The sequence below is a fragment of the Janthinobacterium sp. TND4EL3 genome (genome assembly GCF_900156175.1).
Taxonomy (GTDB): Bacteria; Pseudomonadota; Gammaproteobacteria; order Burkholderiales; family Burkholderiaceae_D; genus Janthinobacterium.
This window is the reverse complement of the sequence record NZ_FTMV01000009.1, coordinates 93467-109980: the sequence shown is the minus strand read 5'-3', so window position 1 is coordinate 109980 and position 16514 is coordinate 93467. Positions and strand designations below refer to the sequence as shown.

The window sequence follows — 16514 nt, the reverse complement described above, 5'->3', positions numbered from 1 at the left end:
CCTTGATGAAGATCAATCTGCGATTTTTCGCCAGCGTGCGCGAGCTGGTGGGCACGGCCCAGGAAGTACTCGAAGTGGCAGGGCCGCTGACGGTGGGCGAGGTGCGAACCCTGCTGATCGGCCGCGGCGGCAACTGGGAATACGCGCTGGCGCAGGGCCGCGCGCTGCGCACGGCGCATAATCAGGTGATGTGCGATGCCGATACCGTGATCGCTGAAGGCGACGAGGTGGCGTTCTTTCCGCCCGTGACGGGCGGCTGATCCCGCTTTTCAAACAAGACGGCCACTGCATCGAAGTGGCCGTTTTTTCATGGCGACCTGGTTTTCGGCTTGTCCCCGTCGCAGGCGGCGCAGGCGACAGCCTTGCGGTAGCGCCAGTATTTCGAACCGATGAAGATGGCCGACGCCACCAGCGACCAGGCCAGAGCGCTGAGGATGTCGGTCTGGCTAGTGGTGCCCTTGCTGTATTCGACCACCGTCAGGATGATGAATAAGATCGAACTGGCCAGCAAATAGCGGGAAATCCAGAATCCTGCGCCCATGTGTTTCTCCTCTTGTCGTCGCGTTGTCTCGTGAAGTCGAAGCGCTGATCGTGCAGCATCTGCGCGCAGTATGCATCATTTTTCGGCATTCTTGCCATCGGCCGGCCGTATCTCGACTAAAATGCCGGGGTTTTCACCGTCTTCCCCGCTTGCCATGACCCATTCCAGCCTTCCTCCCTTCCACATCGCCGTCATCGGCGGCGGCCCCGCCGGCCTGATGGCCGCCCAGGCGGCCACTGACCAAGGAGCCAGGGTGGAGTTGTTCGACGCCATGCCGTCCGTCGGCCGCAAGTTCCTGCTGGCGGGGCGCGGCGGCATGAACATCACGCATGCGGAAGGCTACCAGGCTTTCGTCTCGCGCTATGGCCGGCAGGCGCACCGCGTGCAAGCGGCGCTGGACCAGTTCGGCCCGCAAAAGGTGCGCGACTGGGTGCATGGCCTGGGCGTCGACACCTTCGTCGGCTCCTCGAACCGCGTTTTTCCGACCGACATGAAGGCGGCGCCCCTGCTGCGCGCCTGGCTGCACCGTTTGCGCGAAGCGGGCGTGCAATTTCACATGCGCCACCGCTGGACGGGCTGGCAGGACGGCCAGCTGGCCTTCGCCACGCCGGACGGCGAGCGCCTGTGCCGCTTTGACGCCGTGATCCTGGCCCTGGGCGGCGGCAGCTGGGCGCGCCTCGGTTCCGATGGCGCCTGGGTGCCGCTGCTGCAAGGGCAGGGCGTGGCCGTGCAGGCGCTGGCGCCCGCCAATTGCGGCTTCGACGTGGACTGGAGCGCGCATTTCAGCAGCCGCCATGCGGGCGAACCGCTGGCGACGGTGGCCATTTCGGCGCGCGACATCGACGACTGCATGATCAAGCGCCAGGGCCAGTTCGTCATCACGGCGGGCGGCGTCGAGGGCAGCCTGATCTACGCCTTGTCGGCCGCCCTGCGCGAGCAGATCGCGCGCGACGGCCACGCCACCATCTGGCTGGACCTGGCGCCCGACCACAGCCATGAGCGCGTCTTCGAGGAAGTGACGCGTCCGCGCGGCGCCCGTTCCATGTCCAGCCATTTGCAAAGCCGGCTGGGCATCAAAGGGGTGAAATCGGGCCTGCTGCGCGAATGCCTGAGCGCGGCCGACTTTGCCGACGAGGCCAGGCTGGCGGCCGCCATCAAGCTGCTGCCCGTCACGCTCAAGCGCCCGCGGCCCATCGATGAAGCCATCAGCAGCGCCGGTGGCGTGGACTTTGACGGCATCGACGGCAGCATGCTGCGCGCCATGCCGGGCGTGTTCGTGGCAGGGGAAATGCTGGACTGGGAAGCGCCCACGGGCGGCTACCTGCTGACGGCCTGCCTGGCGCAAGGCAAGGCGGCCGGCGAGCAGGCGGTCAGTTGGCTGGAAGGGAATTTTTGAAATTACAACAGCATTTGATCGTTAGCGCCACGACGCTGTTCACAATCGTAGCGAGCGGCCCCGAGTTGTGGCTGAGAAGCGCAGCTGTACTCTGGTACGGGGCCGCCGAGGCAGCGAGCATCGCCAGCCGCAAATCGCGCCGCGCAGTAGATTGTGAACTGCGTCATCATCAATGCCAGATGATATCGCCTGAGCCGCTTTTCTGGGTCTCGCGCTGGCGCGGGTTGCCGTGCACGTGGATGTCGCCGCTGCCGCGCAGGGTCAGGTTGGCGGCGTCGCGCACGAAGACGGTGCTCTGGCCCGAGCCTTGCAGGCTGACGCTGGCCTTGTCGGCGGCCAGGTGTTCGGCGTCGATGTCGCCTGAACCGCTCAGGTCGGCGCGCAGGAACTTCGTGTTGCCGCTGGCGGCCAGGCGGCCGGAACCCACCATTTCCAGCACCACGCTGTCACTGTTGCCGGCATTGATGTCGAGGTCGCCACTGCCGTTGACGGTGGCTTGCACTTGCTTGTAGCGGCCCGTGAAGCTGACGTTGCCTGAACCCATTACTTCCAAAATAAAACTATCTCCGGAGAAACCCGTGATCTTGCTGTCGCCATTGCCGTGCACGTCCACGCGGACGAGGGCTGGCAGCACCAGTTCCACCTGCAGCGGCTGGCGGTGATGGAACAGCATGCCTTTCGGGCCGATATGCAGGGTCGTGCCGTCCTGCGTCGTATCGACGTTCGACAGCAGGCGCTGCTCGCCGCTCACTTTCAGCGACGGCGTGGCGCCGCGCCGCAGCACCAGGTCGATGGGGCCGGCCAGGTCGATGCTGGTGATGTTGGCGGAGATGGGGCGCGTGTCGCTGCGCACGGCGCGTCCCGCCGCACTGCTGGGGCTGCTGATGCCCTTGGCGCGCAGCGCCGCATACGACATGGCGATCAGCACCAGGGCCAGCAGGAACATGGACAGGCCAACTTTGAACAAGCGTTTCATGACAGCCTTTCTAGTGACCTTTGAGCAGGGAGACATTCATGGCGACGTAGCGCTTGATGCCGATCAGGGTGTACCGCGTGACTACCAGGCTGAGCAGGAAGATGGCTATGCCGCCCAGCAACATGCCCATGCCGAACACGGTTTGCGTCGTGCGCGCATCGCGGTCCATGTCCGTCGAGATACGGATGCCGCCGCCAGCCAGCGCCTCGGCCCGTTCCATCACGCGCGAGGAGGCGCCCGGCGCGTCGGCTTCTGCCCCGGCGGGCAGCGGCAGGTGGTGCACTTCAATGCCCGCGTCGCCGATGGTGATGCGCGTTTCGCGCCGCTCGCCGCCGTCATCGTCATGGATGAAGGCGTGGCGCAGCGGGCCGTCCAGCACCAGTTCGTTGGCGCCGGACAGGCCGCTGGCCGTGATGGCGATGCCGGCCAGGTAAAAGCTCAGGCCGACAGCGTACAGGGTGGCCAGCAGGGCCGCGTACACGGCGGCCGGCACGACCATGAACAGGTTGAAGATGGCCAGGCCCACCAGCGAGACGAGCAGGCGCAGCAGGTTGACGGGGGTTTTCTTCTGTTCGAAGGCCTGGCGGTGGGTGCTGCTGCGCAAGGTGAGGGCGATCTTTTTCGGGTCGCCCAGTTCCTGGGCAATCTCTTGCTCGCTGCGGCCCGCTGCCGCCCCTTCGATGAAGGTCTGTTCGTAGTAATCGAGCGTCTTGCTCGCCAGGTCCGGCGGCAAGCCCGCCAGCGCGCGCCGCAGCGCGTCGAGATAATCTTGCTTGTTCATCATGTTCTTCCTGTTCCTGCGCGCTGTCTAGCCCAGCGCCGGCAGCAGCATGCTTGCCTGGCTCTGCAAAAAATGGTCGTGTGGCGCCTGCCGTACCTGAACGACGAGCAGGGTGGCCAGCAGCACACCAGCGAGCAGCGCCACGGCTTTCAAGCTGTTTTTCAAGTGCAAGGTGGTGTGCATGGTATTCCCCGTGGCATGGCCGTTGTCGATGATCGGACTGTACCCAAGCGCAGGCAAGCGCACCAGCGCGGTGCGACAGAATGCAATTTCGCGGGGGCCAGCGACACCAGGGCAGGATGCACCGTCAAGTCTGTTTTGCCGCCTTGGCCGTGGTGACGACCCTGGCGGCCGCCACGCCGCTGCGCACGGCTGCCTCGATGGTGGCCGGATAATCCTGCGTCCGGTCCTCATTGGCCGTGTAGTCGCCGGCCAGCAGCAGGCCCGGCACGCCGCTGGCATTGCCGGGGCGGAGCAAGTCGGGCGCGCAGGCAAAGGTGGCGCGCTTTTCCGTGATCAGCTGGGTCCAGGCCGGCCGCGCCAGTTCCGGGCGCCGCAAGACCTGCGCCAGCTGGGCCGCGATGGCTTGCGCCAGCGGCCCGTGGCCTTGCTCGGCGGCAGAGCCGGAGGCGCTGATGACGACGGCCAGCAAGCCCGCCTGCTTGCCGTCGAGCTGGCCCCGGTCGAAGACGAACTGGCCCCAGTGCTGCTGTTCCGGCGCATCGACGAGGGCGCAGAACGGCAAGTCCAGGCGCACGGCGGCGTCGTACTGCAGGTAGCAGGTGCTGATGGCTTCCGGCGTGAAAGCTTGCATGCGGGTAATGGCGTCATCGAGGCGGGGGTCGCGCACGCCCTGCAGCAGCGTGGCCGCCTGCACGGACGAGGTGGCGACGATGACGGCGTCAAAGCTGTCTGCGTCATCGAGCCGCCAGCGGCCATCGGGCAGGGCGTGCAAGGCGGTGATCTTGGCGCCCGTGCGGACTGCGCCGCCGTGCTGTTCCACGTAGCGGGCGGCCGCCTCGGGCAGCAGGGCGGACAGGTCCGTTTTCGGGATCAGCATGTCGGACGCGCGGCGGCGGCTTGCCCCCAGGCTGTCGCGCAGCACGTTGATGAAGACGCGGGCCGAAGCCCGTTCGGGCGGCGTGTTCAGTGCGGCCAGGCACAGCGGGTGCCACATCAGGCGGTTCAAACGGTCCGTCTGGTCGAAGCGCTGCAGCAATTCGCTGACCGTGCAATCGTTGTACAGCTGCCAGCCCATCCATCGCATGGCCGTCGAAAAGCGCATCAGCGACAGTTTGTCGGCGCGTTGCAAGCCTTTGGCGCGCAGCAGGGCCCAGGCCAGGTGCAGCGGCGCGGGCAGGCGCGGCGCGAGAAAATCCATGCCGCCTGAGTCGACCGGGTAGCGCATCTGCAGGGGCAGCGACAGGATCAGTTCGGCCGGGTCTTGCCCGGCGAGTTTGATCAGGCGCAAGGTTTCCGTGTAGGCGCCCAGCAGGATGTGCTGGCCGTTGTCGAGCACCGTCTTTTCCCGTTCGACCCGGCGCGCGCGGCCGCCCAGGGTGCGCGCCGCCTCGTAGACGGTCACGGCGTGGCCGGCGCGCGCCAGTTCCATGGCCGCCGCGCAGCCGGCCCAGCCGGCGCCGATGACGGCATAGCGCTGCTTCACGCGAAGATCAGCCACGGACCCAGGTCTTCCACGCCAGCCACAGTTTGCGGATCGGCGTGAGCGAGATGCGCTGTTTCAGCACGTGGTAGCCGTCGCGCTCGACTTCATTGAGCAAGGTGCGGTAGATGGCGGCCATGATCAGGCCCGGGCGCTGGGCGCGGCGGTCTTCCGCCGGCAGCAGGGCGAACGCCTCGTCATAGGCTTGCTGTGCGCGCGCCACCTGGAAACGCATGAGGTTTTCGAAATTTTCGCTGTGGCGCGCATTGAGCAGGTCTGCCGCCGTCACGTTGAACTGCTGCAATTCGCTGATCGGCAAATAGATGCGCCCCTTGCGCGCATCTTCGCCCACGTCGCGGATGATATTGGTCAGCTGGAAGGCATGGCCCAGCTTTTCCGCATACAGCAGGGTTTCCGGGCGCGTCGCGCCAAAGATGCTGGCCGACAAGATGCCCACCACGCTGGCCACGTGCCAGCAATAGCGGCTCATGGCCTGGTAGTCGAGGTAGCGGGTCTGGTTCAAGTCCATTTCCATGCCGTCGATGATGGCCTGCAAATGCTTTTCTTCCAGTTGATACACGGCCAGGTGCGGCTCCAGCGCGCGCATCACGGGGTGCGTGGGGATGCCCTCGTACATGGCCTTGACTTCCTTGCGCCACCAGACCAGCTTGGTGCGTGCCACGGCTTCGTCCGTGCATTCATCGACCGTGTCATCGACTTCGCGGCAGAACGCATACAGGGCCGTGATGGCCTTGCGGCGCTCGGCCGGCAGGAACAGGAAACTGTAGTAGAAGCTGGAGCCGCTCTGGGCGGCCTTTTGTTGGCAGTATTCGTCGGGAGACATAGTCAAAAGAGCAAGGGTTGCAGATCGAAGCCGCTATTCTATCGTCTTACAGAGTGGCCGACGGGGGAAAAGCCGTTTTTACTTGCGTCTCTTGATACAGGCTTTTGCGCGACATGCGCAGGGCGCGCCAGAAAATGATCAGCCAGTCGCGCTTTTCCAGCTTCGGGCGGCGGCGGAAGACGTCGTAATTGACGGCTTCGATGGCTTCGAGGATGCGCAAGCCCCCTTGCACGACGAGGCGCAGCTCCCAGCCGATGCGTCCGCGCAAGCGCAGGGCCAGCGGCGCGCCGGACAGCATCAGGGCCCGCGTGCGCGCCACCTCGAAGCGCATCAGGGCGCTCCACTTGCCATGCGCCTCGGGCCGCTCGAAGGCGGCCGGCGAGACGGCAAAGCGGCTCAGGTCTTCCATCGGCAGGTAGATGCGTTCCTTTTGCTGGTCGATGGCCACGTCTTGCAGGAAATTAATTAGTTGTAAAGCTGAACATATGGCGTCGGAATCGCGTACATTCTCTTCATCGGCCGCACCGTACAGGTGCAGCATCAGCAGCCCCACGGGGTTGGCCGAGCGGGCGCAGTAATCGAGCACGTCGTCGTAGCTGGCGTAGCGCGTCGTCTGCACATCCTGCCTGAAGGCCGACAAGAGATCGCGGAAGGGCTTGAGCGGCAACTGGTGTTTGGCAATGACGGCCGCCAGGCGGTCGAACATGGCGGCGTTCTCGCCGGCATGGCCTTCCCCGCGGGCGATGCGCTCCAGCGCCTCTTCGTAGGCGTGCAGGGAGGCCAGGCGTTCGGCCGGCGCGGCGTCGCCTTCATCGGCCAGGTCGTCGGCGCTGCGGGCGAAGGCATAGATGGCTTCGACGGCGGGCACCAGGCGGCGCGGCAGTAAAAATGATGCTACAGGAAAATTTTCGTAATGATCTACAGGCATTGAACACGCTTCGGTTTTATCTTGAGATTAATGACGCAAAAGTCACTAAAAACGTTTACTCGCGATTATAATTAATAACCAGAAAGTCAGTAAGAGGCAGCATGCCTCCGATGACAGAGTTGATATTGTCACAAATTTAAGGATATCGCGTGCGAAAAAGTTTGGCGAGCGAGCTAAAAGTTTCCTCACGCAAAAATCCAACAGCCCGCATAGTAAAGGAAAATACCTTGTTTGCCCTGAAAACCCTGCGCCGCGAGACCGGCGCGCCCACGCTTCCCGCCCTGCGCCTGATCGCCGCCGCCGCCCTTGCCATGACGCTGGCGGCCTGTTCCAAGCCAGCCGCCAAGGTGGACGATGTGCGCCCCGTGCGCGCGATTGTGTTGTCAAGTAGTAATGTCGATGTGAATGTGGAGCTGGCGGGCGAGGTCGTGCCCCGCGTGGCGTCGCAGCTGGGTTTCCGCGTGGGCGGCAAGATCGTCGCGCGCAAGGTGGACGTGGGCGCCATGGTGAACAAGGGGCAGGTGCTGATGCAGCTCGACCCCGTCGACTTGCAGCTGTCGCAGGCGCAGGCCAAGGCGTCGCTGGTGAGCGCGGAAACGAGCCGCGACCTGGCGCGCGCGGAACTGAAGCGTTATCAGGACTTGCGCGAGAAAAATTTCGTCAGCCAGGCGGTGCTTGACGGCAAGGATGCCACCTACAAGGCCGCGCAGGCGAACGTGGAAGCGGCGCAAGCGCTGTACCGGGGCCAGGCCAACCAGTCCGGCTACGCCAGCTTGCTGGCCGATGCGGACGGCGTTGTCACGCGCATCGAGGCCGAAGTGGGGCAGGTGGTGGCGCCCGGCGCGCCCGTCGTCGTCGTGGCCAGGAGCGGCGAGAAGGAAGTCGTGATCGGCATTCCTGAAGACAAGGTCGAGACCTTGCGCAAGGTCAAGGATGTCACGGTGCGCCTGTGGGCCGATCCGCAGCAGGGCTTGCCGGGCAAGATACGTGTAGTGTCGCCCGTGGCCGACCCCGCCACGCGCACCTATCTGGCCAAGGTCAGCATCCCGGACGCGCCGCAAGCGCGCCTGGGCATGACGGCCGTGGTGCAGTTCGCCTCGCAGACGGCCATGCCGCAGATCAAGGTGCCGCTGACGGCCCTGTTCAATGAAAAGTCGCAAAGCTCCGTGTGGGTGGTGGAAAACGGCGCCGTGAAGCTCGTGCCGGTGACGGTGGGCGGCGTGGCCGGCAATGAATTGCTGCTGACCTCGGGCGTGAAGCCAGGGCAGACGGTGGTCACGGCCGGTGTCAACCTGCTCAAGCCGGGCCAGAAAGTGAGCATTCTGGGCGCGGAAACGGCCGCGCCGGTGACTGCCGCCGCCTCCGCCGGCAGCGTAGCCCTGGGTGCCGCCAAATGAAGGGCGGCTTCAATCTGTCGCGCTGGGCGCTCGAACACATCCCGCTGACGCGCTACCTGATGGCCGTGCTGCTGATCGGCGGCATGCTCAGCTACGCCAGCCTGGGCCAGGACGAAGATCCCCCGTTCACCTTCCGCGCCATGGTGCTGCAAGCCTACTGGCCCGGCGCCACGGCCTTGCAGATGGCCGAGCAGGTGACGGACAAGCTGGAAAAGAAGCTGCAGGAAACGCCGTACATCAATGAAATCACCAGCTATTCGAAGCCCGGCGAAACCCTGATCCTGCTGGAGCTGCGCGAATCGGCGCCGCCCAAGGAAACGGCGGCCGCTTGGTACCAGGTGCGCAAGAAGATCGGCGACATCAAGGGCACCTTGCCGGCCGGCGTCGTGGGTCCGTTCTTCAACGACGAGTTCGGCGACACCTACGGTTCCATCTTCGCCCTGTCCGGCGACGGTTTTACCTACGCGGAAATGAAGGATTACGCGGACAAGGTGCGCCAGGAGCTGCTGGCCGTCGGCCAGGTGTCGAAGGTGGAACTGTTCGGCGTGCAGGATGAAAAGCTCAATATTGTCTTTTCCCACAAGAAATTTGCCCAGCTGGGCATTCCTTTCGACGCCATCGTGCAGCAACTGTCCGAGCAAAACAGCATCAACGCCACGGGCGTGCTCGTGACGCCGACGGACAATCTGCAAGTGCGCGTGACGGGCGCCATGCTTACCGTCAAGGACCTGGAAAACCTGGAACTGCGCGCCAACGGCACCACCTTCCGCCTCGGCGACTTTGCCACGGTGAAACGCGAATTCGTCGATCCGCCGAAGGACAAGATGCGTTTCAATGGCAAGGAAGTGATCGGCCTGGGCGTGTCGATGGAAAAGGGCGGCAACATCATCGACATGGGCAAGGCCCTGCAGGCAACGGTCACGCGCATGAAGAGCGAGTTGCCGGTCGGCATAGAGTTGCAGCGCGTGTCGAACCAGCCGGAAGCCGTGTCCGCCTCCGTGGGCGAGTTCGTGCATACCCTGATCGAAGCCATCCTGATCGTGCTGGCCGTCAGCTTTGTCGCGCTGGGCTTGCACACGAAGCCGCTGCGCATCGACGTGCGTCCCGGCCTGGTGGTGGCGCTGACCATCCCGCTGGTGCTGGCCGTCACTTTCCTGTTCATGCGCCTGCTCGACATCGACTTGCACAAGATTTCGCTGGGTGCCCTGATCATCGCGCTGGGCCTGCTCGTCGACGATGCCATCATTGCCGTCGAGATGATGGTGCGCAAGATGGAAGAGGGCATGTCCCGCTTCGACGCGGCCACGTTCGCCTACACGTCCACGGCCATGCCCATGCTGACGGGCACCCTGATCACGGTGGCGGGCTTTTTGCCCATCGGCCTGGCCAAGTCGGCCGCCGGTGAATACACGTTTTCCTTGTTCTCCGTCAATGCGCTGGCCCTGATCATCTCGTGGGTGGTGGCCGTCGTCTTCACGCCCTACATCGGCTACGTCTTGTTGAAAGTCAAACCGCACGCGCATAACGACCATGAATTGTTCGATACGCCGAACTTCCGCCGCTTCCGCCGCACCGTGGCCTGGTGCGTGGAATGGCGCAAGACGACGATTGCCGCCACCCTGGCCATCTTCGCGCTCGGTATTTACGGCTTCAACTTTATTGAAAAGCAATTCTTCCCCGATTCCAGCCGCCCGGAACTGATGGTGGAGCTGTGGTCGCCCGAGGGCACGACGTTTGCCGCGAATGAAAAGCAGGTGAAGAAATTCGAGGCTTTTGTGGGCAAGCTCGACGGCGTGGAAAGCGTGACCAGCTACGTGGGCACGGGCAGCCCCCGTTTCTACCTGCCGCTGGACCAGATCTTTCCGCAGACCAACGTGTCGCAAGTGGTGATCCTGCCGAAGAGCCTGGCGGATCGCGAGCAGCTGCGCCAGAAGATCATCGACGTCTTCAAGAAGGATTTCCCGGAAGTGCGGGGCAGGGTCAAGCTGTTGCCGAACGGACCACCGGTGCCGTATCCCGTGCAATTCCGTGTCACGGGACCGGAAGTGGCCGGCGTGCGCACCATTGCCGACCAGGTCAAGGATATCCTGCGCGCCAATCCGAACACCGTGGGCGTCAACGATAACTGGAATGAGTCGGTGAAGGTGCTGCGCCTGGACCTGGACCAGGACAAGATGCGCGCGCTGGGCGTCACCTCGAAAACCGTGATGCAGGCGGCCAATACCATACTGTCGGGCACCGTCATCGGCCAGTTCCGCGAAGACAACAAGCTGATCGATATCCAGGTGCGCCAGCCGCTGGAAGAACGGGCGACGATTTCCGTGCTGAATGACACGAATATCCCGACGGCAACAGGCAAGTCCGTGCCCATCTCGCAGCTGGCCCGCGTGCATTTCGTGTGGGAGCCGGGCGTCGTCTGGCGCGACAAGCGCGAATGGGCCATTACCGTGCAGTCGGACGTGGTGGACGGCATCCAGGGCGCGACCGTGTCGACGCAGCTGGCGCCGCAGCTCGACGCCTTGCGCGCCACAATGCCGGCCGGCTACCGCATCACCGTGAAAGGCGTGGCGGCCGACAGCGGCGAGGCGGAAGCGTCGATTGCGGCGAACTTGCCGCTGGCCATCTTCATCATCTTTACCTTGCTGATGCTGCAGCTGCACAGTTTCTCGCGGTCGCTGCTGGTATTCCTGACGGGGCCGCTGGGCGTGGCGGGCGCCGCCTTTGCCTTGCTGCTGCTGCACCGTCCGCTGGGTTTCGTCGCCAACCTGGGCGTCATCGCGCTGTTCGGCATGATCATCCGTAATTCCGTGATCCTCGTCGACCAGATCGAGCAAGACATCAAGGATGGTTCCACGCCGTGGGACGCCATCATCGATTCGGCCGTGCGCCGCTGCCGCCCCATCGTGCTGACGGCCGCCGCCGCCGCGCTGGCCATGATCCCGCTGTCGCGTTCGGTCTTCTGGGGCCCGATGGCGGTCGCCATCATGGGCGGACTGATCCTGGCGACGGCCCTGACCCTGCTGTTCCTGCCGGCCCTGTATGCGGCCTGGTTCCGGGTCAGGAAGCCGGAGCCGGTGACCGCAAAGGAAGGCTAGGCGCCAGCGCCAGGCTGCAGTCGTAAAAAAGGCGGCATTCCTCTGGGAAATCCAGTAGAATGCCGCCTTTGCTTTACCGGGCGCTTGCTCCGGGCTTGTTCTGTGAGTCCACGGTAGCCAGATCGCTCCCGAGTTGTTAAAATCAGGAGCAGCCTGCGGCCAGTAGTGCAAAGTCGCAGGAAAAAGTAGTACCAGATGCGGATGTGGTGGAATTGGTAGACACGCTGGTCTTAGAAGCCAGTGCTTCGGCTTGGGAGTTCGAGTCTCCCCATCCGCACCAATCCGGGTTGTTCCAGCCCGGACGTGCAGCACCATCGGGATTTCCCCTGATTTCTCCGCAATACATCAGCCCAGTGCGCCCAGCGCGCCCAATTGCCTGCTCGATTGTTGCACCATCTGCATGATCAGCGCCTGCGCCCGCGGGTAGCCAGTGTTAGCCATCAGTGTTTCATCCTCGGTCAGCGGCCACAGTGCCTGCAAGACGCGTTGCCGCGCCTGCGGCCAGTCGTGCCCCTGCGCCGGGGCTGCTGCCGGCCATTCCCTGCCCAGCATGTGCAGCGCCTGCTCCGTCATGGCCAGGTCTTGCTGCGCCTGCAAGCCCAGCGTGTCGCTGCGCGGCGGCGGCTGCTGTGCAAGGTAAGTGTCGAGCTTGCGGCTCTGGCGCTCGTACAGGTCGAGCAGCAAATGCACGGTGGCGCCGGCGGGCCGCCGTTGCGTGTCGAGCACGTCGAGCACGTCCAGCAGCCAGTCCGTCATCTGGCGCCCGGCCACGCCCAGCTCCGTCCAGCTGCTGCCGTGCAATTGCTCGCCCAGGTAGCGGGCACGGTCGATGGCGCGCCGGCTGCCGCTCATGTGCTGGCCGATGGGACCGTACAGGGGCGCCAGCGCCGCTTCCTGCCCTTCTGCAAGCAAACACAGCAGCGCCAGGTGGACGTAGACATGGAAGGCGGCCAGCGCGCGGTGGGCATCCCAGTATTGATTGCCGTCATCATCGGGCGCATTCCACAGCGAACAGACCCTGGCGCCGTCCGCGCGCGCGTAATCGGCGGCCAGCAGGCTGTGGCCATGGCGGAAGTCGTACAGCTTCTGGTGCAGCGCTTCGTGCAGCAAGTGTTCGGCCAGCCACCAGGGATTGCCGATCAGTTCCTGGTTCAGGAAGAGGCTGCCATTGACGCGAAATTGCGAACTGGACGCCTTGCCGCGCCACGTGCCCAGCTTGGGAAACAGGGCGATCAGTTGCACGTGAGACAGTGCGCTGGCCGTCAGCCGGGGCAGCAGGGTTTCCAGCAGGCGCAGGCCACGGCGCAGCAGCGCCCGTTCATGCGGCGTGGGCGTGACGAGCGGCGCGCCGTAGTTGTCTTCCATCACAGCAAGAAAGGCGCAAGCATAGGGCGTGCCATCCTGCCAGGCATGCCAGATATAAGGGTCTTCATCCTGCAGGCGGCCTTCCGCATGCAGGCGCGCCACGGGCGGCAGGCGGGCCGTCAGCGGGCCGCCGGGCAAGCCCGCGCGCAAGTGCTCGCCCGCCGCCTGGAACAGGATCGCGCATTGCGGCAGCGGCAAGCCGTAGTCGTCGCCCAGGTGCAGCTGGCGCATGGCGTGCTGCACGGCGCAGCGCAGCACGGTGTCGCCCAGCAGCTGGCGCTGGCGCGCGGGCGCCGCCCCGTCGAGCTGCTGCGCCAGCTGCCGCGCCGCAGGCACGCTGGCGCCCACCTTGTGCAGCCGCCGCCGGTAGGCGACGGCCAGCTGGTCGCGGATGTAGCCGCTGTCGCCAAAGGCGCGGTGGGTCACCAGTGCCGTTTCCACGGCGCCCAGCACGCCGGCGTCCGCTGGCGCGGCGCGCAAGCTGTGAACGGGCTGCACGGCGCGGCCGGGTCAGGCGACGGTGGGGTGGTCGTGGTCGTGGTGGCCGTCGCCCTTCATGCGCAATTCCATTTCATCGACTTCCGTTTGGATTTTTTGCAGGTCGTCGTCCGTTACGCCGTCGAGCAGGCGGCCGAGGACCATGTGCAGCTTGGCTTTGGCATTGCTGGCGCTGCCGGATGTGCTGTCGCTCATGATGTTTTCTCCTTTAAATTCACTTGGAGGGGAGAGCCGTGACTTAGGTTTGCCTAAAAAATGGCCAAATTGAGGCAAATCAAAGGTTTTTTGCCCGAAATCTTCGCCGCGAGCGCATTTCTTTGTTTCGGACGGAGCGACAGTTCGCATATACTAATGAACGAAGCAGGCTGGAAAGCCTGTCTCTGGCGAAATAATGAATGCCGGGGCAAGAGTAAAGACAGGGCAGACCCAGGCTGTGGCGATTCGTTCGCCGCCGCTGGCATCCTCTGTGGCCGGGCCGCAAAGCCAGCCACTTCTCCGAAGTCCTTTGTTATAATGCCACGCTTTACCGAATGATGGCCGGCCCTGCGATTTAATGAGAAGCATGGCTGGACGCTCGGAGCCCTGTTGCAGTATTGAAAGCGGCGGATTGTTTGGTGCCTGGTGCGGGTTTTCCCCCAGCTGGGTAGACCAGGTCCATTGTCCTGCTTTCAATGCTTTTACAGATGAATATGCGAGCGAGTGAAGCTGGACCCAGGTCTTGCCGCCAGTGATGGCGCAAGGGGTCGGGTCTTCTTCTCTCGTACCAACAGTGTTTATTTTTTGGACGATTTTTTACATGGCAACTGCAGTCGAAACCTTGGGCAAACTCGAACGTCGTATCACGATCTCCTTCCCGCTGACGGACGTCCGCACGGAAGTTGAGAAGCGCCTGAAAGTGCAAGCCCGTACGGCTAAGGCACCGGGCTTCCGTCCGGGCAAAGTGCCGTTGAAAATGGTCGCAGCACAATACGGCTACCAGATCGAATCCGAAGTGCTGAACGACAAAGTCGGCCGCGCTTTCAATGACGCCGCCAACGAAAACAACCTGCGTGTCGCCGGTTTCCCGAACATCGTGCCGAAAGAAGAAGCGGCCGAAGGCCAGCTGGCTTTCGACGCCACTTTTGAAGTCTATCCGGAAGTCGTCATCGGCGACCTGACGGCCGTTGAAATCGAAACCGTGCAAGCGGACGTGTCGGAAGCGGAAATCGACAAGACCATCGACATCCTGCGCAAGCAGCGCGTGCACTTCCACACCAAGGGCGAAGCTGGCGAACACGGCGACGGCGGTGAAGCGATTGCTGCCAACGGCGACCGCGTGACCGTGGACTTCGTCGGCTCGATCGACGGCGTTGAATTCCCAGGCGGCAAAGCTGAAGGCTACGCTTTCGTGCTGGGCGAAGGCCGCATGCTGCCGGAATTCGAAGCAGCGACCCTGGGCCTGAAAGTGGGCGAGTCGAAGACGTTCCCGTTGTCGTTCCCAGAGGACTACCACGGCAAGGACGTGGCCGGCAAAACCGCCTCGTTCACCATCACCCTGCAAAAGCTGGAATGGGCGCACCTGCCGGAAGTCGATGCCGAATTCGCCAAGTCCTTGGGCGTTGCCGATGGCGACCTGGCCAAAATGCGCGAAGACATCAAAGTCAACCTGCAGCGCGAAGTCGCTGGCCGCGTAAAAGCACGCAACAAGGAAGCCGTCATGGACGCGCTGATCAAAGTTGCTGAGCTGGAAGTGCCAAAAACCCTGATCGCTCAGGATTCCGAGCGCCTGGCAGAAATGACCCGCCAGGACATGGCGCAGCGCGGCATGAACGTCAAGGACGTGCCTTTCCCAGCAGAACTGTTCGCGGAAAAAGCCGAGCGTCGCGTACGCCTGGGCCTGATCCTGTCGCAACTGGTGGGCGACAACAAGCTGCAGGCGACGCCTGAGCAAGTCAAGGCGCAGATCGAAGATTTCGCCCAAAGCTACGAAGATCCACGCGAAGTGCTGAAGTACTACTACAGTGACCGTCGTCGCCTGGGTGAGATCGAAGCCCTTGTATTGGAAGAAAACGTCGTCACTTACGTGTTGGGCCTGTCGAAAGTCACGACGAAAGCAGTTGCTTTCGACGAACTGATGGGAAGCAACGCACAAGCGTAAACCAGTTGGTATCCGGATACTTGCTCTTGCTGAAAGGTAAGGGCGGTATCCTCTAACTGCTTCACAAGGAAATGAAATGACAGGTATGAACCGTAATCCGGCGCTGGACACAGAGATGCTCGGCCTGGTGCCGATGGTGGTGGAACAAAGCGGTCGCGGCGAGCGCTCGTATGATATTTACTCGCGCCTGCTGAAGGAACGCTTGATTTTCATGGTCGGCCCGGTCAATGACCAGATGGCCAACCTGGTTGTCGCCCAGCTGCTGTTCCTGGAAAGCGAAAATCCGGAAAAGGAAATCTCGCTCTACATCAACTCGCCAGGTGGCTCGGTTTCGGCCGGCATGGCCATCTACGACACCATGCAGTTCATCAAGCCGGACGTCTCGACCCTGTGTACCGGGATGGCCGCCTCGATGGGCGCCTTCCTGCTGGCCGCCGGCGCCAAGGGCAAGCGTTTCTCGCTGCCGAACTCGCGCATCATGATTCACCAGCCGTCCGGTGGTTCGCAAGGCATGGCGTCGGACATCGAGATCCAGGCGAAGGAAATCCTTTACCTGCGTACCCGCTTGAACGGCATCATGGCCGAGCGCACGGGCCAGTCGATCGAACAGATCGCCAAGGACACCGACCGCGACCGTTTCATGTCCGCCGACGAGGCCGTTGAGTATGGCTTGATCGACAAAGTGTTGACCAGCCGCGCTTGATGAGCCCCTACCGGTATTGCTAAGGTTGCAAGTAAACGCCCGGGCGATCAAACGTTCGGGCGTTTCGCTTTTATTTCGGGTAGCATGGAGCTTGTGCACGTTGTTGACTTGCGCCATGGGTTCCCGCCTTTTGGGCGGCAACCGCCATCCGGCTTGCGATTTTGCAATATTGTTAATGCAGTTCCAACCA

General features: G+C 63.4%; 15 protein-coding genes and 1 tRNA gene. 7 read left to right on the top strand and 9 right to left on the bottom strand.

From position 1 onward, the window contains the following. Nucleotides 1-5: 5 nt before the first annotated feature. Nucleotides 6-260 (top strand): molybdopterin converting factor subunit 1, encoded by a 255-nt coding sequence (gene moaD, locus BXA07_RS15565; RefSeq protein WP_076568815.1) that lies wholly within the window; start codon nt 6-8, stop codon nt 258-260. A 47-nt stretch (nt 261-307) separates the two neighbouring features. On the opposite strand, the gene BXA07_RS15560 is transcribed toward moaD, so the two are convergent. After that, nucleotides 308-541 carry a hypothetical protein gene (locus BXA07_RS15560; RefSeq protein ID WP_076568814.1) on the bottom strand — a complete coding sequence of 78 codons (234 nt, stop codon included), beginning with the start codon at nt 539-541 and terminating at the stop codon, nt 308-310. A 154-nt stretch (nt 542-695) separates the two neighbouring features. Between BXA07_RS15560 and BXA07_RS15555 the strand changes: the two genes are divergently transcribed. Further along, nucleotides 696-1937, top strand: coding sequence for a TIGR03862 family flavoprotein (locus BXA07_RS15555; RefSeq protein ID WP_076568813.1), 1242 nt, complete (start codon nt 696-698; stop codon nt 1935-1937). Between the two features lie 169 nt (nt 1938-2106). Here BXA07_RS15555 and BXA07_RS15550 read toward each other — a convergent pair whose 3' ends face one another. The 6 genes from BXA07_RS15550 to hpnC form a co-directional block, all read right to left on the bottom strand. Continuing rightward, nucleotides 2107-2913, bottom strand: a complete 807-nt coding sequence (locus tag BXA07_RS15550; protein ID WP_076568812.1) for a head GIN domain-containing protein — start codon at nt 2911-2913, stop codon at nt 2107-2109. Between the two features lie 10 nt (nt 2914-2923). Then, a complete protein-coding gene (locus tag BXA07_RS15545; RefSeq protein ID WP_244556293.1) occupies nt 2924-3697 on the bottom strand; it encodes a DUF1700 domain-containing protein in 774 nt (257 codons plus the stop codon). A 24-nt stretch (nt 3698-3721) separates the two neighbouring features. Beyond that, the gene (locus BXA07_RS30815; protein ID WP_170909670.1) at nt 3722-3877 is read right to left on the bottom strand and encodes a hypothetical protein; all 156 of its coding nucleotides are present in this window, start codon (nt 3875-3877) and stop codon (nt 3722-3724) included. Between the two features lie 124 nt (nt 3878-4001). Next, a complete protein-coding gene (hpnE, locus tag BXA07_RS15535; RefSeq protein WP_076568810.1) occupies nt 4002-5375 on the bottom strand; it encodes a hydroxysqualene dehydroxylase HpnE in 1374 nt (457 codons plus the stop codon). Next, nucleotides 5368-6201: a presqualene diphosphate synthase HpnD gene (gene hpnD, locus BXA07_RS15530; protein WP_076568809.1), complete on the bottom strand. Its 834-nt coding sequence runs from the start codon at nt 6199-6201 to the stop codon at nt 5368-5370. Before hpnD ends, hpnE begins: the two co-directional genes overlap by 8 nt. 46 nt (nt 6202-6247) lie before the next feature. Then, on the bottom strand, nt 6248-7129 hold the full coding sequence (gene hpnC, locus BXA07_RS15525) for a squalene synthase HpnC (protein WP_076568808.1): 882 nt from the start codon (nt 7127-7129) through the stop codon (nt 6248-6250). Nucleotides 7130-7356: 227 nt separating this feature from the next. Between hpnC and BXA07_RS15520 the strand changes: the two genes are divergently transcribed. The 3 genes from BXA07_RS15520 to BXA07_RS15510 all read left to right on the top strand — a co-directional run bounded on the left by BXA07_RS15520 (nt 7357) and on the right by BXA07_RS15510 (nt 11901). Then, the gene (locus BXA07_RS15520) at nt 7357-8526 is read left to right on the top strand and encodes an efflux RND transporter periplasmic adaptor subunit (RefSeq protein ID WP_083708303.1); all 1170 of its coding nucleotides are present in this window, start codon (nt 7357-7359) and stop codon (nt 8524-8526) included. Further along, nucleotides 8523-11621, top strand: coding sequence for an efflux RND transporter permease subunit (locus BXA07_RS15515; protein WP_076568807.1), 3099 nt, complete (start codon nt 8523-8525; stop codon nt 11619-11621). The genes BXA07_RS15520 and BXA07_RS15515 overlap by 4 nt, the downstream gene beginning before the upstream one ends. Before the next feature lie 197 nt (nt 11622-11818). After that, nucleotides 11819-11901: transfer RNA gene (locus BXA07_RS15510), tRNA-Leu, on the top strand. Between the two features lie 65 nt (nt 11902-11966). On the opposite strand, the gene BXA07_RS15505 is transcribed toward BXA07_RS15510, so the two are convergent. Beyond that, nucleotides 11967-13484: a hypothetical protein gene (locus BXA07_RS15505; protein ID WP_139335600.1), complete on the bottom strand. Its 1518-nt coding sequence runs from the start codon at nt 13482-13484 to the stop codon at nt 11967-11969. 12 nt (nt 13485-13496) lie between these two features. Further along, entirely contained in the window at nt 13497-13679 is a 183-nt protein-coding gene (locus BXA07_RS15500; protein ID WP_076568805.1) for a hypothetical protein, read from the bottom strand. A 601-nt stretch (nt 13680-14280) separates the two neighbouring features. Between BXA07_RS15500 and tig the strand changes: the two genes are divergently transcribed. Together tig and clpP are read left to right on the top strand one after the other, a co-directional pair. Next, nucleotides 14281-15621: a trigger factor gene (gene tig, locus BXA07_RS15495; RefSeq protein ID WP_076568926.1), complete on the top strand. Its 1341-nt coding sequence runs from the start codon at nt 14281-14283 to the stop codon at nt 15619-15621. 76 nt (nt 15622-15697) lie between these two features. After that, complete coding sequence (clpP, locus tag BXA07_RS15490) at nt 15698-16324, top strand: ATP-dependent Clp endopeptidase proteolytic subunit ClpP (RefSeq protein ID WP_034751013.1); 627 nt, start codon at nt 15698-15700, stop codon at nt 16322-16324. Nucleotides 16325-16514: the final 190 nt, after the last annotated feature.

Bases quoted from the DNA above. Each gene is read 5' to 3' on its own strand.
- BXA07_RS15555 (WP_076568813.1), top strand. From the start codon at position 696: ATGACCCATTCCAGCCTTCCTCCCTTCCACATCGCCGTCATCGGCGGC.
- BXA07_RS15545 (WP_244556293.1), bottom strand. From the start codon at position 3,697: ATGATGAACAAGCAAGATTATCTCGACGCGCTGCGGCGCGCGCTGGCG.
- hpnC (WP_076568808.1), bottom strand. From the start codon at position 7,129: ATGCCTGTAGATCATTACGAAAATTTTCCTGTAGCATCATTTTTACTG.
- BXA07_RS30815 (WP_170909670.1), bottom strand. From the start codon at position 3,877: ATGCACACCACCTTGCACTTGAAAAACAGCTTGAAAGCCGTGGCGCTG.
- hpnD (WP_076568809.1), bottom strand. From the start codon at position 6,201: ATGTCTCCCGACGAATACTGCCAACAAAAGGCCGCCCAGAGCGGCTCC.
- tig (WP_076568926.1), top strand. From the start codon at position 14,281: ATGGCAACTGCAGTCGAAACCTTGGGCAAACTCGAACGTCGTATCACG.
- BXA07_RS15550 (WP_076568812.1), bottom strand. From the start codon at position 2,913: ATGAAACGCTTGTTCAAAGTTGGCCTGTCCATGTTCCTGCTGGCCCTG.
- clpP (WP_034751013.1), top strand. From the start codon at position 15,698: ATGACAGGTATGAACCGTAATCCGGCGCTGGACACAGAGATGCTCGGC.
- BXA07_RS15560 (WP_076568814.1), bottom strand. From the start codon at position 541: ATGGGCGCAGGATTCTGGATTTCCCGCTATTTGCTGGCCAGTTCGATC.
- moaD (WP_076568815.1), top strand. From the start codon at position 6: ATGAAGATCAATCTGCGATTTTTCGCCAGCGTGCGCGAGCTGGTGGGC.
- BXA07_RS15500 (WP_076568805.1), bottom strand. From the start codon at position 13,679: ATGAGCGACAGCACATCCGGCAGCGCCAGCAATGCCAAAGCCAAGCTG.
- BXA07_RS15515 (WP_076568807.1), top strand. From the start codon at position 8,523: ATGAAGGGCGGCTTCAATCTGTCGCGCTGGGCGCTCGAACACATCCCG.